The sequence below is a fragment of the Pseudescherichia sp. genome, from assembly GCF_032052675.1.
Taxonomy (GTDB): domain Bacteria; phylum Pseudomonadota; class Gammaproteobacteria; order Enterobacterales; family Enterobacteriaceae; genus Pseudescherichia.
Genome location: NZ_DAMBWA010000005.1, coordinates 1 through 13,133 on the forward strand (window position 1 = coordinate 1; position 13,133 = coordinate 13,133).

The window sequence follows — 13,133 nt, forward strand, 5'->3', positions numbered from 1 at the left end:
AAGCCCGTACTTGCGTACAGGCTCTCATCTTAAATATGGCGGTGAGGGGGGGATTCGAACCCCCGATACGTTGCCGTATACACACTTTCCAGGCGTGCTCCTTCAGCCACTCGGACACCTCACCATATTGTTTTTGCTGCCTTCCTCATGGGGGGCAACGGGGCGCTACTATAGGGAGTTGGACTGAAACGGTCAAGCTTAATTTCTGCTTTCATGTGCGTTCGGTTAAGCTGTGAGCAGGTGCATCGCTAGTGCGCTTAATTACATTCCAGCATTTATTTCTTGGTTTAAGTTGTTTTGCTTAAATAACCCCGATTAGACTCAGACAAATTATTCCACAGCGATTAAGTTAGATCACCGTATTGCTGTCTCCCTGTGGGTACGGGAAAAATGAAAAGGATGTCTGATGCAACGTCTTCATACCTATCCTGACGTACAGGCCATGTTCCGCCGATTGCTTCTCGCTATGCTGATCGGCATCGTTGCCGCACTGGCCGTTGCCCTGTTTCGCCATGCCATGATGCTGCTGGAGTCGATTTTCCTTAGTAATAACAGCGGTAGCCTGGTTAATGCCGCCAGTACGCTTCCGTGGTGGCGTCGATTGCTGACCCCCGCTTTGGGAGGCGTGGCGGCCGGTACCTTGCTATGGGCATGGCAGCGCTATACCCGACAGCGTCCTCACGCGCCAACGGACTATATGGAGGCGCTAGAAACAGGCGACGGCCAGTTCGACTACGCGTCAAGCCTTGTGAAATCACTGGCGTCGCTGCTGGTCGTCGTGACCGGCAGCGCCATTGGCCGGGAGGGAGCGATGATTTTGTTAGCGGCGCTAGCAGCATCGTTTTTTGCGCAGCGATTCACCCCCAAAAACGAATGGAAACTGTGGGTAGCCTGTGGAGCGGCGGCAGGGATGGCTAGCGCATACCACGCTCCGCTGGCAGGCAGTATGTTTATCGCTGAAATTCTCTTTGGCACTCTCATGTTGGCTTCTTTAGGGCCTGTGGTTGTTGCCGCTGTACTCGCCTTGCTCACGACCAATTTACTGAGTGATGGCCCAGCACCCCTTTATACGGTACATCTTGCCCGGCAAATCCATGCATTGGACTACTCGCTAATGCTGGTAATCGGCCTGATCGCTGGCGTATGCGGCCCGCTCTTTATCTGGTTAATGGAGAGTAGCCATCAGCTATTTTTACGTCTTAGGCTCTCTCCACCCTGGCAACTGGCGCTCGGGGGCGGCATTGTCGGCCTGCTATCGCTGCTGACTCCTGCCGTTTGGGGCAATGGCTATAGCGTGGTGCAAGGATATCTGCTGTCGCCGCCGGTATTTGCGACCATAGCCCTGGTTTTCCTGTGCAAGTTAACCGCCGTCCTTGCCAGCAGCGGTTCCGGGGCGCCGGGTGGCGTTTTTACGCCAACGCTGTTTGTCGGTATGGCCATCGGTATGTTATTCGCCCACCTCTGTGGGCTCTGGTTGGCGGATTTACAGACGATCGCAATACTGATGGGATTAACGGGAATGGCGACACTCCTGGCGGCAACAACCCATGCGCCTATCATGTCAACGCTAATGATCTGCGAAATGACCGGGCAGTATACGCTCCTGCCAGGACTGTTGGTCGCCTGCGTGGTGGCCTCGGTGCTGTCGCGAACGTTACGCAAGGAATCTATTTACCATCATGCCGCTGAGAAGGGGTGAGGGCAGATGTTAAATGTGAAAAAAGCCCGTACTTGCGTACAGGCTCTCATCTTAAATATGGCGGTGAGGGGGGGATTGACTCGCTTCGCTCGCCCTTCGGGCAGCCCGCTCGCTGCGCTCCCGGTCTGTCCAACGGGCTGGCGCCCGTTGTCGAACCCCGGTCGGGGATTCTCATCCCCCCCTTGCGAGAATATAAAAGAAAAAAGCCCGTACTTGCGTACAGGCTCTCATCTTAAATATGGCGGTGAGGGGGGGATTGACTCGCTTCGCTCGCCCTTCGGGCAGCCCGCTCGCTGCGCTCCCGGTCTGTCCAACGGGCTGGCGCCCGTTGTCGAACCCCGGTCGGGGATTCTCATCCCCCCCTTGCGAGAATATAAAAGAAAAAAGCCCGTACTTGCGTACAGGCTCTCATCTTAAATATGGCGGTGAGGGGGGGATTCGAACCCCCGATACGTTGCCGTATACACACTTTCCAGGCGTGCTCCTTCAGCCACTCGGACACCTCACCATATTGTCTTCCCAGCATCGCTGGGACGGCGCTAATGTAGGGAAATCCGCCTCCACCGTCAATCCTCTTTTTCAATAATTTAGCGCGTTTAGCCAAACTTCAAGCAACGTGCTTCCTAATTGCCCAGGAACTGTTTTTTTTATCATCACTCACCTTTCTCCCCTTAGCGCAGAACAAATTTGTTATCCTCATCAATAGATAACAATTCGACTAAACCACCGCATGAATGCATTTGGAGCCAGTATGGATATCATCTTCTATCACCCATCCTTCGATACGCAATTTTGGCTGAATAAACTCTCTCAGGCACTTTCGCAGGCCCGGGTCCGTGAATGGAAGCCGGGTGATAATGAACCCGCCGACTACGCCCTGGTCTGGCATCCCCCGGTTGAAATGCTTCAGGGTCGCAGCCTGAAAGCGGTGTTTGCCCTCGGGGCAGGCGTTGACTCCATTCTGAGCCAGCTTAACGCCCACCCGACGATGCTGCCTGAATCTATCCCGCTGTTCCGCCTGGAAGATACCGGCATGGCGTTACAGATGCAGGAGTACGCCGTCAGTCAGGTATTACACTGGTTCCGCCGCTTTGACGATTATCAGGCCCAGAAGCAGCAGGCCCGCTGGCAGGAGCTGGCAGAGTATCAGCGCGAAGAGTTCACCATCGGCATCCTCGGCGCAGGCGTGCTGGGGTCGAAAGTGGCTGAAAGCCTGCAGGCATGGGGCTTCCCGCTGCGCTGCTGGAGCCGTAGCCGCAAATCATGGCCCGGCGTGAAAAGCTTTGCGGGTGAAAACGAACTGGGCGATTTCCTGAAAGGAACCCGCGTGTTGATTAACCTCCTGCCTAATACCCCAGAGACCCGAGGCATTATTAACTTACCGCTGCTGAACCAGCTGGCGGACAACGGGTATCTGCTCAACCTGGCGCGCGGCGTACATGTCGTTGAGGACGATCTTCTCGAGGCTCTCGATAGCGGTAAACTGAAAGGCGCTATGCTTGATGTCTTTAGTAAAGAGCCGCTGCCAGCCAGCAGCCCGCTGTGGGCGCATCCACGCATTGCGATGACGCCGCATATCGCTGCCGTAACGCGCCCCAATGAAGCGATCGACTATATTGCCCACACCATTACAAAGCTGGAGCAGGGCGAGCCGGTAAGCGGGCAGGTTGACCGAGCGCGCGGCTACTAGGGCCGGGTTTTCATTAAAAAGGGTAATAATTCCTGTTATCCTTGAGCATTATTAATAGAGGAGAGCGTCATGTACCCCGTTGACCTGCACATGCATACCGTCGCCAGCACCCACGCCTACAGCACCCTCCATGACTATATTGCGATAGCGAAAAGCAAAGGCCTCAAGCTGTTCGCTATCACCGATCACGGCCCCGATATGGCCGATGCCCCGCACTACTGGCACTTTGTGAATATGCGTATCTGGCCGCGGCTGGTGGATGGGGTAGGGATCCTGCGCGGTATTGAGGCCAACATCAAAAATATCGCCGGTGAGATTGACTGCACCGGGCCGATGCTGACCTCGCTGGATCTGATCATTGCCGGTTTCCATGAGCCTGTCTTTGCCCCGCAGGATCGGGACACTCACACCGAGGCGATGATTGCGACAATGGCCAGCGGCAATGTGCATATCATCAGTCATCCGGGCAACCCAAAGTACCCTGTTGATATATCGGCGATTGCCGCCGCGGCAGCAAAGTATGATGTCGCGCTGGAGATCAACAACTCCTCTTTCATTCATTCGCGTAAGGGGAGCGAGGCGAACTGCCGCGCTATTGCCGCTGCCGTGCGTGATGCGGGAGGCTGGGTGGCGCTGGGATCCGACTCGCACACCGCTTTTTCGCTGGGTGATTTTAGCGAATGCCGCAAAGTGCTGGATGACGTCGATTTTCCGGAAGATCGAATCTTGAACGTCTCGCCGCGCCGCCTGTTAAACTTCCTTGAATCGCGCGGGATGCCGCCGATTGATGAGTTTGCTGAACTTTAATTTTTATCACGGAACCTAAAATGAACGAGTTTTCAATCCTCTGCCGCGTGCTTGGCTCACTCTACTATCGCCAGCCTGAGGATCCGGTTTTGGTCCCGCTCTATGCGCTGATCCGCGAGGGCAAGCTGGCGGCAAACTGGCCGCTGGAGCAGGATGAACTGCTGGCCCGCCTGCAAAAGAGCGTTGACGATCCGGCCCTGGTGACGGACTACCAGGCCCTGTTTGTCGGCGAAACGTGCAGCGTCGCGCCATATCGCAGCGCGTGGCAGGAAGGCGCAAGCGAGGCAGAGGTGCGGGCGTTTTTAACGACTCGCGGCATGCCGCTGACCGATGCGCCAGCCGATCACTTTGGTACTCTGCTGCTGGCCGCCTCCTGGCTGGAGGATAATGCGGCAGCGGATGAGAGTGAGGCGCTGGAGACGCTGTTTGCAGATTACCTCCTGCCGTGGTGCGGAACTTTCCTTGGCAAAGTGGAAGCCCACGCTGTTACGCCCTTCTGGCGAACAATGGCATCGCTCACCCGGGATGCCATCGCCGCCATGTGGGATGAACTCGAAGAAGAATCCGCAGAGTGATGTGATATAAATCACAAATAAAATGTAACTCGTTTCGTTAGCTTGCAAATAACGTGCGGGCGATCTCATTTCAATGGCGCGCTTCTGCTAAGATGCGCGCCATGAACATACTCTTTTCTATCGCATTAACGACGGGCATTCTCTCCGGCCTCTGGGGCTGGGTTGCCGTCTCACTGGGCCTGCTGAGCTGGGCTGGCTTTCTTGGCTGTACGGCCTATTTTGCCTGTCCGCAGGGTGGGGTAAAAGGCCTACTGATCTCCGCCTTTACGGTAATGAGCGGCGTGGTCTGGGCCGAGGTGATTATCTACGGCAGTGCGTTAAGCCCGCATCTGAGCATCGTCAGCTATCTGCTCACCGGCATCGTAGCCTTCCTGATGTGTATCCAGGCGAAAAACCTGCTGCTCTCCTTTGTACCGGGTACCTTTATTGGCGCCTGTGCCACCTTTGCCGGGCAGGGTGACTGGCGGATTGTCGTCCCGTCGCTGGCCGTTGGCTTACTGTTTGGCTACGCGATGAAAAATAGCGGTCTGTGGCTGGCAGCATGGCGCGACAGGACGGTTAATCCCAGCGCAAAAAAAAGCGCGGCGGAGTAGTCCGCCACGCTTTCATAGTGTGCAGAAATAATTACGACTCCGGCGGCGTCGCCATATGGCGGTATTTCACCAGAATTGGATCTTCGCTCTCTGCCTTGTTTTGCAGATCCCACAGTCCACGATCGATGCCATCGTTGATCAGATAGATCACCCCGGTTTCAATCGCTGACATCAGACACAGCATGACAGGTTCGTTGGCGGTAAAGCCGACTTCACCTTCCAACAGGCGCTGGTAGTCAATGAAGCGGAACACCCCGGCCTGCACCTCATAGGAGAGGATGGTCTTACTGGTGTTGACCGACGACAGGATCTCCCCGGTACTCACGTTGACCACGCGCAGGTTAACCGCGACCTGGTCAAGCTGGTACTGGGTATCGGCCCCGATGCCAAAGTAACGCGCACCCACCCCACCGGATTTCACGTTGCTCTCGTAGCCGATAATCGAACCCTCGACCATCACGTTAGCCGCGGTCAGTGACTGGAGCGGGAATCGGTTATTGACCGCCACCGTGCCATTTTCCTGGGCTGCACGAATGATCTTCCGCTCGTTAAGCAGGTTCTGTAGCCCCTGACGCTCAAGCGGAATAAACCAGCGCGAATCCTTCAGCGCCGTGACCAGCATAGACGTGGCGCTCTGCGGAACAGCGGTTGAGAAGTTACTGGCCGGATAGGCTTTAAACTGTCCGGTTTCATCCTGAATATTATAAACAGAGACAAATATCTTACCGGTTGGCATCGGCAGATGGGTTAAATCTTGATAACTCTGGGCCCGAGGCATTAATGTTGGTTTCGCTGCTTCTTTCGGTGGAGCCGTTAAGCATCCGCTGAGTAAACAGACAGCCAGTATGGTGAGTAAGCGCTGCATAATTATTATTCCTGTAAAAACGGTAGCTGTGCTTTAAAAGTCGGTTGAACCACTCTGTAAACCCGACACCTCTATAGTGGATGTTTTTCCGGTTTTTCGATCTGTCACGTTGAGCTGAAGTTGCCCGTCGTTATTAGCGATATCAACAATAAAATCACTGGTGATCATTCTTCCCGGCTTGCCAGTATTAATATTGGTTAGTAATCCTCCCAGCACCTGCGACTGAATTGCCTGGGTAAAGTTATCCAGCGCAGAGGGGGTCTCTATTCCATAATTATCGTTGTAGTCCGGGTCCTTGTAGGAGTTTTGCGCCTGGGCGCTATTTAATAAAAATGCGCCGTTATTGGGGTTGCCTCCAAAATTAGGGTTACGAAACTGAAATGTCATATTTCCAGCCCATATTGACGGCGAGACAAGCAAAAGCGTGACTATGGCACAGGCAATACGCATGTGAGCCTCCGAAAAAAATTTATCGTGTTTTAGAATTCATCTCGCGCCAGATCGCCAGTGCCAAGCAGAGCTTGATCGATCTGCCGGCGATCCAGTGCTTCCTGGGTTTGCGCTACCGCAGTATTGACGTTGCTGTCAAAGTCGCGTTTTGTGGGAAATAAAAACGTTTGAAACACTACGTCCTGATTGACCGTAATAGTGATCCAGCTTCCCCATCGCGCGCTGGGACGTTCATTGATACTCAGGTTCCCTGTATAACTGCTTTCCCATTTATCACTAAAAGCACGATAAAAATCGTGTCCAACAGAAGAGACCGTACGATCGGTCAATAATCCGGGAACTTCCACCTCGACAGCGCGCAGGTTCCCGGCAGCCAGCAGAAGACCTGCGGCTGCAAACCATGCAACGAACCGTTTCATGGCGTTATCGCCTGAGGTTATCGTTAGCCCAGGAGACAGCCTGCGTACGGTTTTTTACTGATATCTTCTTGAAAAGATTGTAGAGATGGGTTTTAACCGTGTTTTCGCTAATAAACAGCGAGCGGGCAATCTCATTATTCGATGCACCGATTCGCAGCTTATTAAGGATCTCCTTCTCCCGGTGCGTGAGCAGCGCGGCTTCGGAGCTGTTGTAGCGGTAGTTGCCGGAGTGGGTAATGAGATAGCTGGCCAGCTTCTGGGAGAAGTAGCACTCGCCGCGCTGCACGCTAAGCAGGCCATCAACCACCCGGGACTGATCTTCCGTCACATAGAAAACGCCGTTGATGTGCGGCCAGCTCTCTATGTCACGGAACGGGTATTCGTCTGGCGTATTTAGCAATAACAGCTTAACTGCGTTGTTTTTCCTGCCTAAATTGTCCTGCCAGTAATGGATCAGCTTTTTATCCGCCTCCATCATGTCGAACAGAATCACGCTTCCGGGCGATATATCATCCAGAGAACGTTGAATATTATGCACTTTCCCAGAAAGAGAGAGGGACTGCTTCAGATGCTGCAGTAATGCAGCAGCCTGTAAGGAAGGTTTAGTAATCAACAGAATAGACTGACTTTGAAAACTCTGGACTTCATTAAACATAATAAACCCCGCTTGTTGGTACACCTGTCTTTTTCCCCAGGTTTTACTGGGTATCCAGAAGTACTGACAGATGTTGCACTGCTGTGTGTAATCAATAAGAGTGAGCCCTATGGGCAAAATTTAACAAAAACTCAAACATACTGCTGATTTCAATCTAGCTATTACCAATCTTAAATCAAGTGTTAAACATGTAACAAAATGTAAAAATAAATTTTAAAATGTTATTTTGTGAGTTTTTGAATGTTTAATTTGTACGGAAAAGTTGTACAAACTAATACTTTTGCATCACATTTAAAAATCATACAAATTATTTTAAGTTAATGATTTTTAAGCGTATATATCTTCTTTTCTAGAATGACAGTTTTTTTTACACGATGATAATTTATGGGCGCGGGTTATCAAAACAGAGAAGGGGATAGAAAAATTTGCTTTGATGATCGCAAAGCCACAAAATTTTTACGCCTACCTCTCAAAGGCTGCTAGCGGGGCATAACTCAGTGCCGGTTGTTATAACGCCCAAACCTGTACCAAACATACGTGGCAGAATTTATTTTATACATCATCCGTCCTTTTATTAGACTGTTAGCACTTTAAGGTGAACATAAAGATAAAAATACCACTGGTGGGTGAGATATTATTAATATTTACCGTCACATACTGTTTTCCGTAACGCAGCGTTAACGGATGTAAAAATACGTTAATTACAGCGGGGCACAATATTCACCAATGAGAATAAACCAGGTCCAGGTGACAACATGAAAAACAGAACGTTGATTATGGTGTTAACAATGCTGGGTGCGCCTGGGATAGCCGCCGCGTCAAGTTATGATCTGGCTGTGTCAGAATATAACTTCGCGGTAAATGAATTGAGTAAAACGTCTTACAATCAGGCTGCGATAATTGGCCAGGATGGAACCAATAATAGCGCCCAGCTACGTCAGGACGGATCTAAAATGCACGCGGTTATCTCTCAGGAAGGGGCGAGTAACCGGGCAAAGATTGATCAGGCAGGAGCCTATAACTTTGCTTATATCGATCAGTCAGGCAGTGCTAATGACGCGAGTATAACGCAAGGTTCATACGGTAATACCGCAATGATTATTCAGAAAGGTTCGGGTAACAAAGCGAATATTACTCAGTATGGTACGCAAAAAACGGCAGTTGTAGTGCAGAGGCAATCACAAATGGCTATTCGCGTTATTCAACGCTAAATCCATTGTGAATCAAATAAATCAATCCGATGGGAGTTAACCATGAAATTCATTAAAGTGGCAGCATTGGCAGCGATCGTTATTTCAGGCAGCGCTTTCGCAGGTTCCGTTGGTCAATATGGTGGCGGCAGCTACGGCGGCCCGAACTCTGAATTAAGCATTTTCCAGTACGGTAGCAACAACTCCGCGCTGGCTCTGCAGACCGATGCTCGTGACTCCGATCTGACCGTGACTCAACATGGCTCACGTAACGCCGCAGACGTTGGCCAGGGTTCTGACGACAGCTCAATTACCCTGTCACAGAACGGTTCTCGTAACAACGCCACTATCGACCAGTGGAACAGCCGCCACTCTGATATCGACGTACGTCAGTACGGTACCGCTAACGGCGCGCTGGTTAACCAGACTGCGTCTCAGTCTTACGTAGAAGTACGTCAGGTTGGCTACGGCAACAACGCAACGGCTAACCAGTACTAATTCTATCTGGTACGAAAAAACAGGGCTTCGGCCCTGTTTTTTTATCAGGAGGTCGCTATGCACCCCTTCCTCTTAGTTGCCGTCATGGCCAGCCAGATCACTTTCCTGACCGAACGGCAGCAGGATATCTATACGATTACCCCCCAGGTCGTTGTAAACCAGCCCTGTGTATGTCAGATCCAGATCCTTACCGTCCATGCGGGCGTAAGCGGGCAGAGCAATACGCAGCAGCGAAAGACGCTGAGCCTGCAAGCCAACCAGCCAACCAAACTTGCTCGCCTGAGCATGAATATCTCACCAAAAGACACGGTCAAAGTGGTGGTTACCGTGACTGACGGAGATGCCCTGCATCTCGTGCAGCAGTGGCCAGCTGAACAATAACGCAGCAATATCTGGTGTAAAATCAATCTGCTGTATCGCTATAGTGCCTGACCGAGCGCTGTGTAATTTCTCCCGCCTGCCACACCCTGCTATACACTTAGTTGAAAGCGATGAGATAAGAGAGGCAAATATGCAATCGCGTATGGAGGTTATTCAGGGTGACATCACGACCTTACAGGTCGATGTCATTGTCAATGCGGCTAATCCCTCCTTAATGGGCGGGGGCGGCGTTGATGGCGCTATCCACCGTGCCGCCGGGCCAGCGCTGCTGGCCGCCTGTAAAGCCGTGCGGGAGCAGCAGGGGGAGTGTCCACCAGGCCATGCTGTCATTACCCTTGCCGGGGCACTACCCGCGAAGGCAGTGATCCACACCGTTGGGCCTATCTGGCGCGGCGGCGAGGACCATGAGCAGCGGCTACTGGAAGATGCCTACCGTAATAGTCTGAAGCTGGCCGAAGCCAACGGTTATCACTCGGTGGCGTTTCCCGCCATCAGCACCGGCATATATGGTTTTCCTAAACCTGCCGCGGCGGAGATCGCTGTCGCTACGGTTTCGGATTATCTAACCCGGCATCCTTCAATTGGTCAGGTATACTTTGTCTGTTATGACGATGAAAATGCCCGGCTTTATCAACGACTCCTTACCCAGCAGGGTGACGAACCAGACGCATAGTACGCGGCTGGGGCGCGCTATCGCCCCCGCCCGTGCGGCCCATCCCGATGCGTGCGGCATCCTGGCGCTGGATGACAGTCTTGATGCCTTTGCCGCTCGCTATCGGCTGATTGAGATGGCCGAGCGTACCCTGGATATTCAGTACTATATCTGGGAAGACGATATGTCCGGACGGCTGCTGCTGTCCCAGCTGCTTAAGGCGGCCCGGCGCGGCGTGACGATCCGCCTGCTGCTTGACGACAACAATACCCAAGGGCTGGATGGGATCCTGCGCAAGCTAAATGCCCATGCCAACATCGATGTCCGTCTGTTTAATCCCTTTTCGTTTCGCCTATTCCGATCGCTGGGTTACCTTACCGACTTTGCTCGCCTGAACCGGCGGATGCACAATAAAAGCTTCACTGCGGACGGAGAGGTGACCATCGTTGGCGGCAGAAATATCGGCGATGCCTATTTTGGCGCCGGGGAGCAGCCGCTTTTCTCCGATCTTGACGTGCTGGCGATTGGCCCGGTAGTGAGCGATGTGGTGGCTGATTTTGAACGTTACTGGAACTGCCAGTCGGTCTCTACGTTGCAAAAGGTACTCGATATTGAAGATGACGATATCGACGGCCAGATTCAGGTTCCCGAGTCCTGGTATAACGATGAGACGGCGCGGCGCTACCTCTCCAAGCTTGAAACCACCCAGTTTTCCACCCGGCTAGAGGCGGGAACGCTGCCTATGCTGTGGGCCAAAACTCGCCTGTTAAGCGACGATCCGCGCAAGGGGCAGGGCAGGGCGCGTGAGCATACTCTGCTGCCGCAGCGTCTGGTGAAGGTAATGGGGATGCCGCAGGAGCAGATCGATATTATCTCCGCCTATTTTGTCCCGACCCGCGCCGGGGTCGCGCAGCTGCTGCAGATGGTACGCAAGGGGGTGAAAATTGCCATCCTGACCAACTCGCTGGCCGCGAACGATGTGGCTGTGGTGCACGCTGGCTATGCGCGCTGGCGTAAAAAGCTGCTGCGCCACGGCGTGGCCCTGTATGAGCTAAAACCCACACGGGAAGGTGGCCGACATATTCACGATCGCGGCTTGACGGGTAACTCTGGCTCCAGCCTGCACGCTAAAACCTTTAGCATTGATGGTCGAAAGGTATTTATCGGCTCGTTTAACTTCGATCCCCGCTCGGCTATGCTCAACACCGAGATGGGTTTTGTGATTGAAAGCGAGCCGCTGGCGAAGGTGATCCATAAACGTTTTCAGCAGAGCCAGCGCGATGCGGCATGGGAGCTGCGTCTTGACCGCTGGGGGCGAATCAACTGGATCGACACCCATGACGGTCAAGAGCAGGTATTAAAGAAGGAGCCGAAAACGCGCTTCTGGCAGCGGATGCTGGTGCGATTAGCCTCCCGGCTGCCGGTAGAGTGGCTCCTCTAATTTAGTTTCGCACCTCTTTTGGCTGCGCTTTATTCGCCTCTGGCTTGCCGGAGAAGAGAAAACGCAGCAGCGGAATACGCAAATGCACTTCATAGAGCGCAATCGCACAGCCCACTACAAAGATCAGACCGCAGATAAAGCCCAGCGTATTGGAGTGAATATGCGGCGTGATCCATGCGCCAAAGAGCAGCGTCAGCGGGTGGTGCACCAGATAGATAAACAGTGATGCATTGACGAAGTAAGTCACACGGGCCGACTGGAAGTTGAGCAGGCGATATCCCAGTGAGAAGACCACGTTTACCATCCACAGCCCCATCACCATCGTAATGACGCTTTCAGTCTCGTACATCCATGCATCGCCGCTGCCGTAGCGCTGGTTAAGCAGATAGGCCACGAAAGCCAGCGCCGCGCCCAGAGTGCAGCCCCATGACGGCGTGGTAAAGAGCGCTTTGAGCCGAGGCGTAATAAAGGTCAGCGCCCCCAGCACAAAAAACGGCAGGTAGAATAATGTCTGCATAACGGCAAAGTTAAACAGGCCGTCGCTGAGAATAGGGGGATAGAGAACCAGCAGCGTGCGGCGAAGCGCGCCATACAGTACGCCAAGCAGCAGGAACAGCAGCGTCAGCTTTGGCAGGGTAAGGTGGCTTAGCAGCGCGTCCGGATTAGCCGCAAACGCCTGCTTAAGCTTACGAAACAGCACCAGCCCAAGCGTGGTCAGCACCACCAGCACCAGTAAAAACCAGAGGTGGGAAACCAGATCCCACACTAAGGTATTATACTTGTCGTACAGGGAGAGGGTATGCCAGCTCTCGCCCTTGCCTTTAACGTGTTGCAACATGAGAAACTGCGGCAGCGTTAACAGCGGGATAGCGGTCAACATGGGAATGCCCACGCGTTCAACGCGCACTTTCCACCAGCGCTTTATGGGGTAGCGCAGATAGAGCATATAAGAGAAATAGCCTGAGATAACAAAGAAAACCTGCATCCGAAAGGCGTGGATAAAGTCATTAAACAGGGTCAGCCACCACGAAGGCGTCGCGCTGTTCACATGCCAGACGTGGCTTGAGTAGATAAGGGAGATATGAAAAGGGATGCCTAACAGCATTAGCCATGCGCGAATGGAGTCCAGAAAGTACTCGCGCTGTACGGGTATTTTACGCATATCACTCCGTGCAATATCAGACTTATCGTCTTATCCCTAAGGCCAGTTATGATTAC

15 protein-coding genes, 2 tRNA genes and 2 other RNA genes are annotated in these 13,133 nt (G+C 52.9%); 10 read left to right on the forward strand and 9 right to left on the reverse strand.

The window, feature by feature from the left end:
* Positions 1 to 36: 36 nt before the first annotated feature.
* Positions 37 to 124, reverse strand: a tRNA-Ser gene (locus RTX96_RS08380).
* Positions 125 to 406: 282 nt separating this feature from the next.
* Between RTX96_RS08380 and clcB the strand changes: the two genes are divergently transcribed.
* Positions 407 to 1,699, forward strand: coding sequence for a voltage-gated ClC-type chloride channel ClcB (gene clcB / locus RTX96_RS08385; RefSeq protein WP_312670716.1), 1,293 nt, complete (start codon positions 407 to 409; stop codon positions 1,697 to 1,699).
* A gap of 58 nt (positions 1,700 to 1,757) precedes the next feature.
* Here the strand turns inward: clcB and RTX96_RS08390 are convergent.
* The 3 genes from RTX96_RS08390 to RTX96_RS08400 all read right to left on the reverse strand — a co-directional run bounded on the left by RTX96_RS08390 (position 1,758) and on the right by RTX96_RS08400 (position 2,207).
* Positions 1,758 to 1,895: non-coding RNA, RtT sRNA (locus RTX96_RS08390), on the reverse strand.
* 43 nt (positions 1,896 to 1,938) lie between these two features.
* A non-coding RNA gene (locus RTX96_RS08395) (RtT sRNA) lies at positions 1,939 to 2,076 on the reverse strand.
* 43 nt (positions 2,077 to 2,119) lie between these two features.
* Positions 2,120 to 2,207: transfer RNA gene (locus RTX96_RS08400), tRNA-Ser, on the reverse strand.
* Between the two features lie 243 nt (positions 2,208 to 2,450).
* Here RTX96_RS08400 and ghrA point away from each other — a divergent pair.
* The 4 genes from ghrA (at position 2,451) to RTX96_RS08420 (ending at position 5,364) form a co-directional block, all read left to right on the forward strand.
* Complete coding sequence (ghrA, locus tag RTX96_RS08405) at positions 2,451 to 3,389, forward strand: glyoxylate/hydroxypyruvate reductase GhrA (protein ID WP_312670717.1); 939 nt, start codon at positions 2,451 to 2,453, stop codon at positions 3,387 to 3,389.
* Positions 3,390 to 3,458: 69 nt separating this feature from the next.
* Positions 3,459 to 4,196 carry a phosphatase gene (locus RTX96_RS08410; RefSeq protein ID WP_312670718.1) on the forward strand — a complete coding sequence of 246 codons (738 nt, stop codon included), beginning with the start codon at positions 3,459 to 3,461 and terminating at the stop codon, positions 4,194 to 4,196.
* Positions 4,197 to 4,216: 20 nt separating this feature from the next.
* Positions 4,217 to 4,771, forward strand: a complete 555-nt coding sequence (locus RTX96_RS08415) for a molecular chaperone (protein WP_103819498.1) — start codon at positions 4,217 to 4,219, stop codon at positions 4,769 to 4,771.
* A gap of 101 nt (positions 4,772 to 4,872) precedes the next feature.
* Positions 4,873 to 5,364 (forward strand): DUF1097 domain-containing protein, encoded by a 492-nt coding sequence (locus tag RTX96_RS08420; RefSeq protein ID WP_312269336.1) that lies wholly within the window; start codon positions 4,873 to 4,875, stop codon positions 5,362 to 5,364.
* Positions 5,365 to 5,395: 31 nt separating this feature from the next.
* Here RTX96_RS08420 and csgG read toward each other — a convergent pair whose 3' ends face one another.
* From csgG to csgD, 4 genes are read right to left on the reverse strand one after another with little or no spacing between them, the layout of a single operon-like run.
* A complete protein-coding gene (gene csgG, locus RTX96_RS08425; RefSeq protein WP_103819496.1) occupies positions 5,396 to 6,229 on the reverse strand; it encodes a curli production assembly/transport protein CsgG in 834 nt (277 codons plus the stop codon).
* A gap of 33 nt (positions 6,230 to 6,262) precedes the next feature.
* Entirely contained in the window at positions 6,263 to 6,679 is a 417-nt protein-coding gene (gene csgF / locus RTX96_RS08430; RefSeq protein WP_103819495.1) for a curli production assembly/transport protein CsgF, read from the reverse strand.
* Positions 6,680 to 6,708: 29 nt separating this feature from the next.
* Positions 6,709 to 7,098 carry a curli production assembly/transport protein CsgE gene (csgE, locus tag RTX96_RS08435; protein WP_312269335.1) on the reverse strand — a complete coding sequence of 130 codons (390 nt, stop codon included), beginning with the start codon at positions 7,096 to 7,098 and terminating at the stop codon, positions 6,709 to 6,711.
* Positions 7,099 to 7,102: 4 nt separating this feature from the next.
* A complete protein-coding gene (gene csgD / locus RTX96_RS08440) occupies positions 7,103 to 7,753 on the reverse strand; it encodes a biofilm master transcriptional regulator CsgD (protein ID WP_042392665.1) in 651 nt (216 codons plus the stop codon).
* A 755-nt stretch (positions 7,754 to 8,508) separates the two neighbouring features.
* Here csgD and csgB point away from each other — a divergent pair.
* The 5 genes from csgB (at position 8,509) to RTX96_RS08465 (ending at position 11,915) form a co-directional block, all read left to right on the forward strand.
* Positions 8,509 to 8,964: a curli minor subunit CsgB gene (csgB, locus tag RTX96_RS08445; RefSeq protein ID WP_312269334.1), complete on the forward strand. Its 456-nt coding sequence runs from the start codon at positions 8,509 to 8,511 to the stop codon at positions 8,962 to 8,964.
* 42 nt (positions 8,965 to 9,006) lie between these two features.
* Positions 9,007 to 9,441, forward strand: coding sequence for a curli major subunit CsgA (gene csgA / locus RTX96_RS08450; protein ID WP_103819492.1), 435 nt, complete (start codon positions 9,007 to 9,009; stop codon positions 9,439 to 9,441).
* Positions 9,442 to 9,498: 57 nt separating this feature from the next.
* The gene (gene csgC, locus RTX96_RS08455) at positions 9,499 to 9,822 is read left to right on the forward strand and encodes a curli assembly chaperone CsgC (RefSeq protein WP_312269333.1); all 324 of its coding nucleotides are present in this window, start codon (positions 9,499 to 9,501) and stop codon (positions 9,820 to 9,822) included.
* Between the two features lie 130 nt (positions 9,823 to 9,952).
* On the forward strand, positions 9,953 to 10,495 hold the full coding sequence (ymdB, locus tag RTX96_RS08460) for an O-acetyl-ADP-ribose deacetylase (RefSeq protein ID WP_103819491.1): 543 nt from the start codon (positions 9,953 to 9,955) through the stop codon (positions 10,493 to 10,495).
* A complete protein-coding gene (locus RTX96_RS08465) occupies positions 10,428 to 11,915 on the forward strand; it encodes a phospholipase D family protein (RefSeq protein WP_312670719.1) in 1,488 nt (495 codons plus the stop codon). Before ymdB ends, RTX96_RS08465 begins: the two co-directional genes overlap by 68 nt.
* Before the next feature lies 1 nt (position 11,916).
* On the opposite strand, the gene mdoC is transcribed toward RTX96_RS08465, so the two are convergent.
* Positions 11,917 to 13,077, reverse strand: a complete 1,161-nt coding sequence (gene mdoC, locus RTX96_RS08470) for a glucans biosynthesis protein MdoC (protein ID WP_312670720.1) — start codon at positions 13,075 to 13,077, stop codon at positions 11,917 to 11,919.
* Positions 13,078 to 13,133 lie beyond the last annotated feature (56 nt).

What these genes read in the sequence shown, in the direction of transcription:
- clcB (WP_312670716.1), top strand. Translation starts at nt 407, where the DNA reads ATGCAACGTCTTCATACCTATCCTGACGTACAGGCCATGTTCCGCCGA.
- ghrA (WP_312670717.1), top strand. Translation starts at nt 2,451, where the DNA reads ATGGATATCATCTTCTATCACCCATCCTTCGATACGCAATTTTGGCTG.
- RTX96_RS08410 (WP_312670718.1), top strand. Translation starts at nt 3,459, where the DNA reads ATGTACCCCGTTGACCTGCACATGCATACCGTCGCCAGCACCCACGCC.
- RTX96_RS08415 (WP_103819498.1), top strand. Translation starts at nt 4,217, where the DNA reads ATGAACGAGTTTTCAATCCTCTGCCGCGTGCTTGGCTCACTCTACTAT.
- RTX96_RS08420 (WP_312269336.1), top strand. Translation starts at nt 4,873, where the DNA reads ATGAACATACTCTTTTCTATCGCATTAACGACGGGCATTCTCTCCGGC.
- csgG (WP_103819496.1), bottom strand. Translation starts at nt 6,229, where the DNA reads ATGCAGCGCTTACTCACCATACTGGCTGTCTGTTTACTCAGCGGATGC.
- csgF (WP_103819495.1), bottom strand. Translation starts at nt 6,679, where the DNA reads ATGCGTATTGCCTGTGCCATAGTCACGCTTTTGCTTGTCTCGCCGTCA.
- csgE (WP_312269335.1), bottom strand. Translation starts at nt 7,098, where the DNA reads ATGAAACGGTTCGTTGCATGGTTTGCAGCCGCAGGTCTTCTGCTGGCT.
- csgD (WP_042392665.1), bottom strand. Translation starts at nt 7,753, where the DNA reads ATGTTTAATGAAGTCCAGAGTTTTCAAAGTCAGTCTATTCTGTTGATT.
- csgB (WP_312269334.1), top strand. Translation starts at nt 8,509, where the DNA reads ATGAAAAACAGAACGTTGATTATGGTGTTAACAATGCTGGGTGCGCCT.
- csgA (WP_103819492.1), top strand. Translation starts at nt 9,007, where the DNA reads ATGAAATTCATTAAAGTGGCAGCATTGGCAGCGATCGTTATTTCAGGC.
- csgC (WP_312269333.1), top strand. Translation starts at nt 9,499, where the DNA reads ATGCACCCCTTCCTCTTAGTTGCCGTCATGGCCAGCCAGATCACTTTC.
- ymdB (WP_103819491.1), top strand. Translation starts at nt 9,953, where the DNA reads ATGCAATCGCGTATGGAGGTTATTCAGGGTGACATCACGACCTTACAG.
- RTX96_RS08465 (WP_312670719.1), top strand. Translation starts at nt 10,428, where the DNA reads ATGACGATGAAAATGCCCGGCTTTATCAACGACTCCTTACCCAGCAGG.
- mdoC (WP_312670720.1), bottom strand. Translation starts at nt 13,077, where the DNA reads ATGCGTAAAATACCCGTACAGCGCGAGTACTTTCTGGACTCCATTCGC.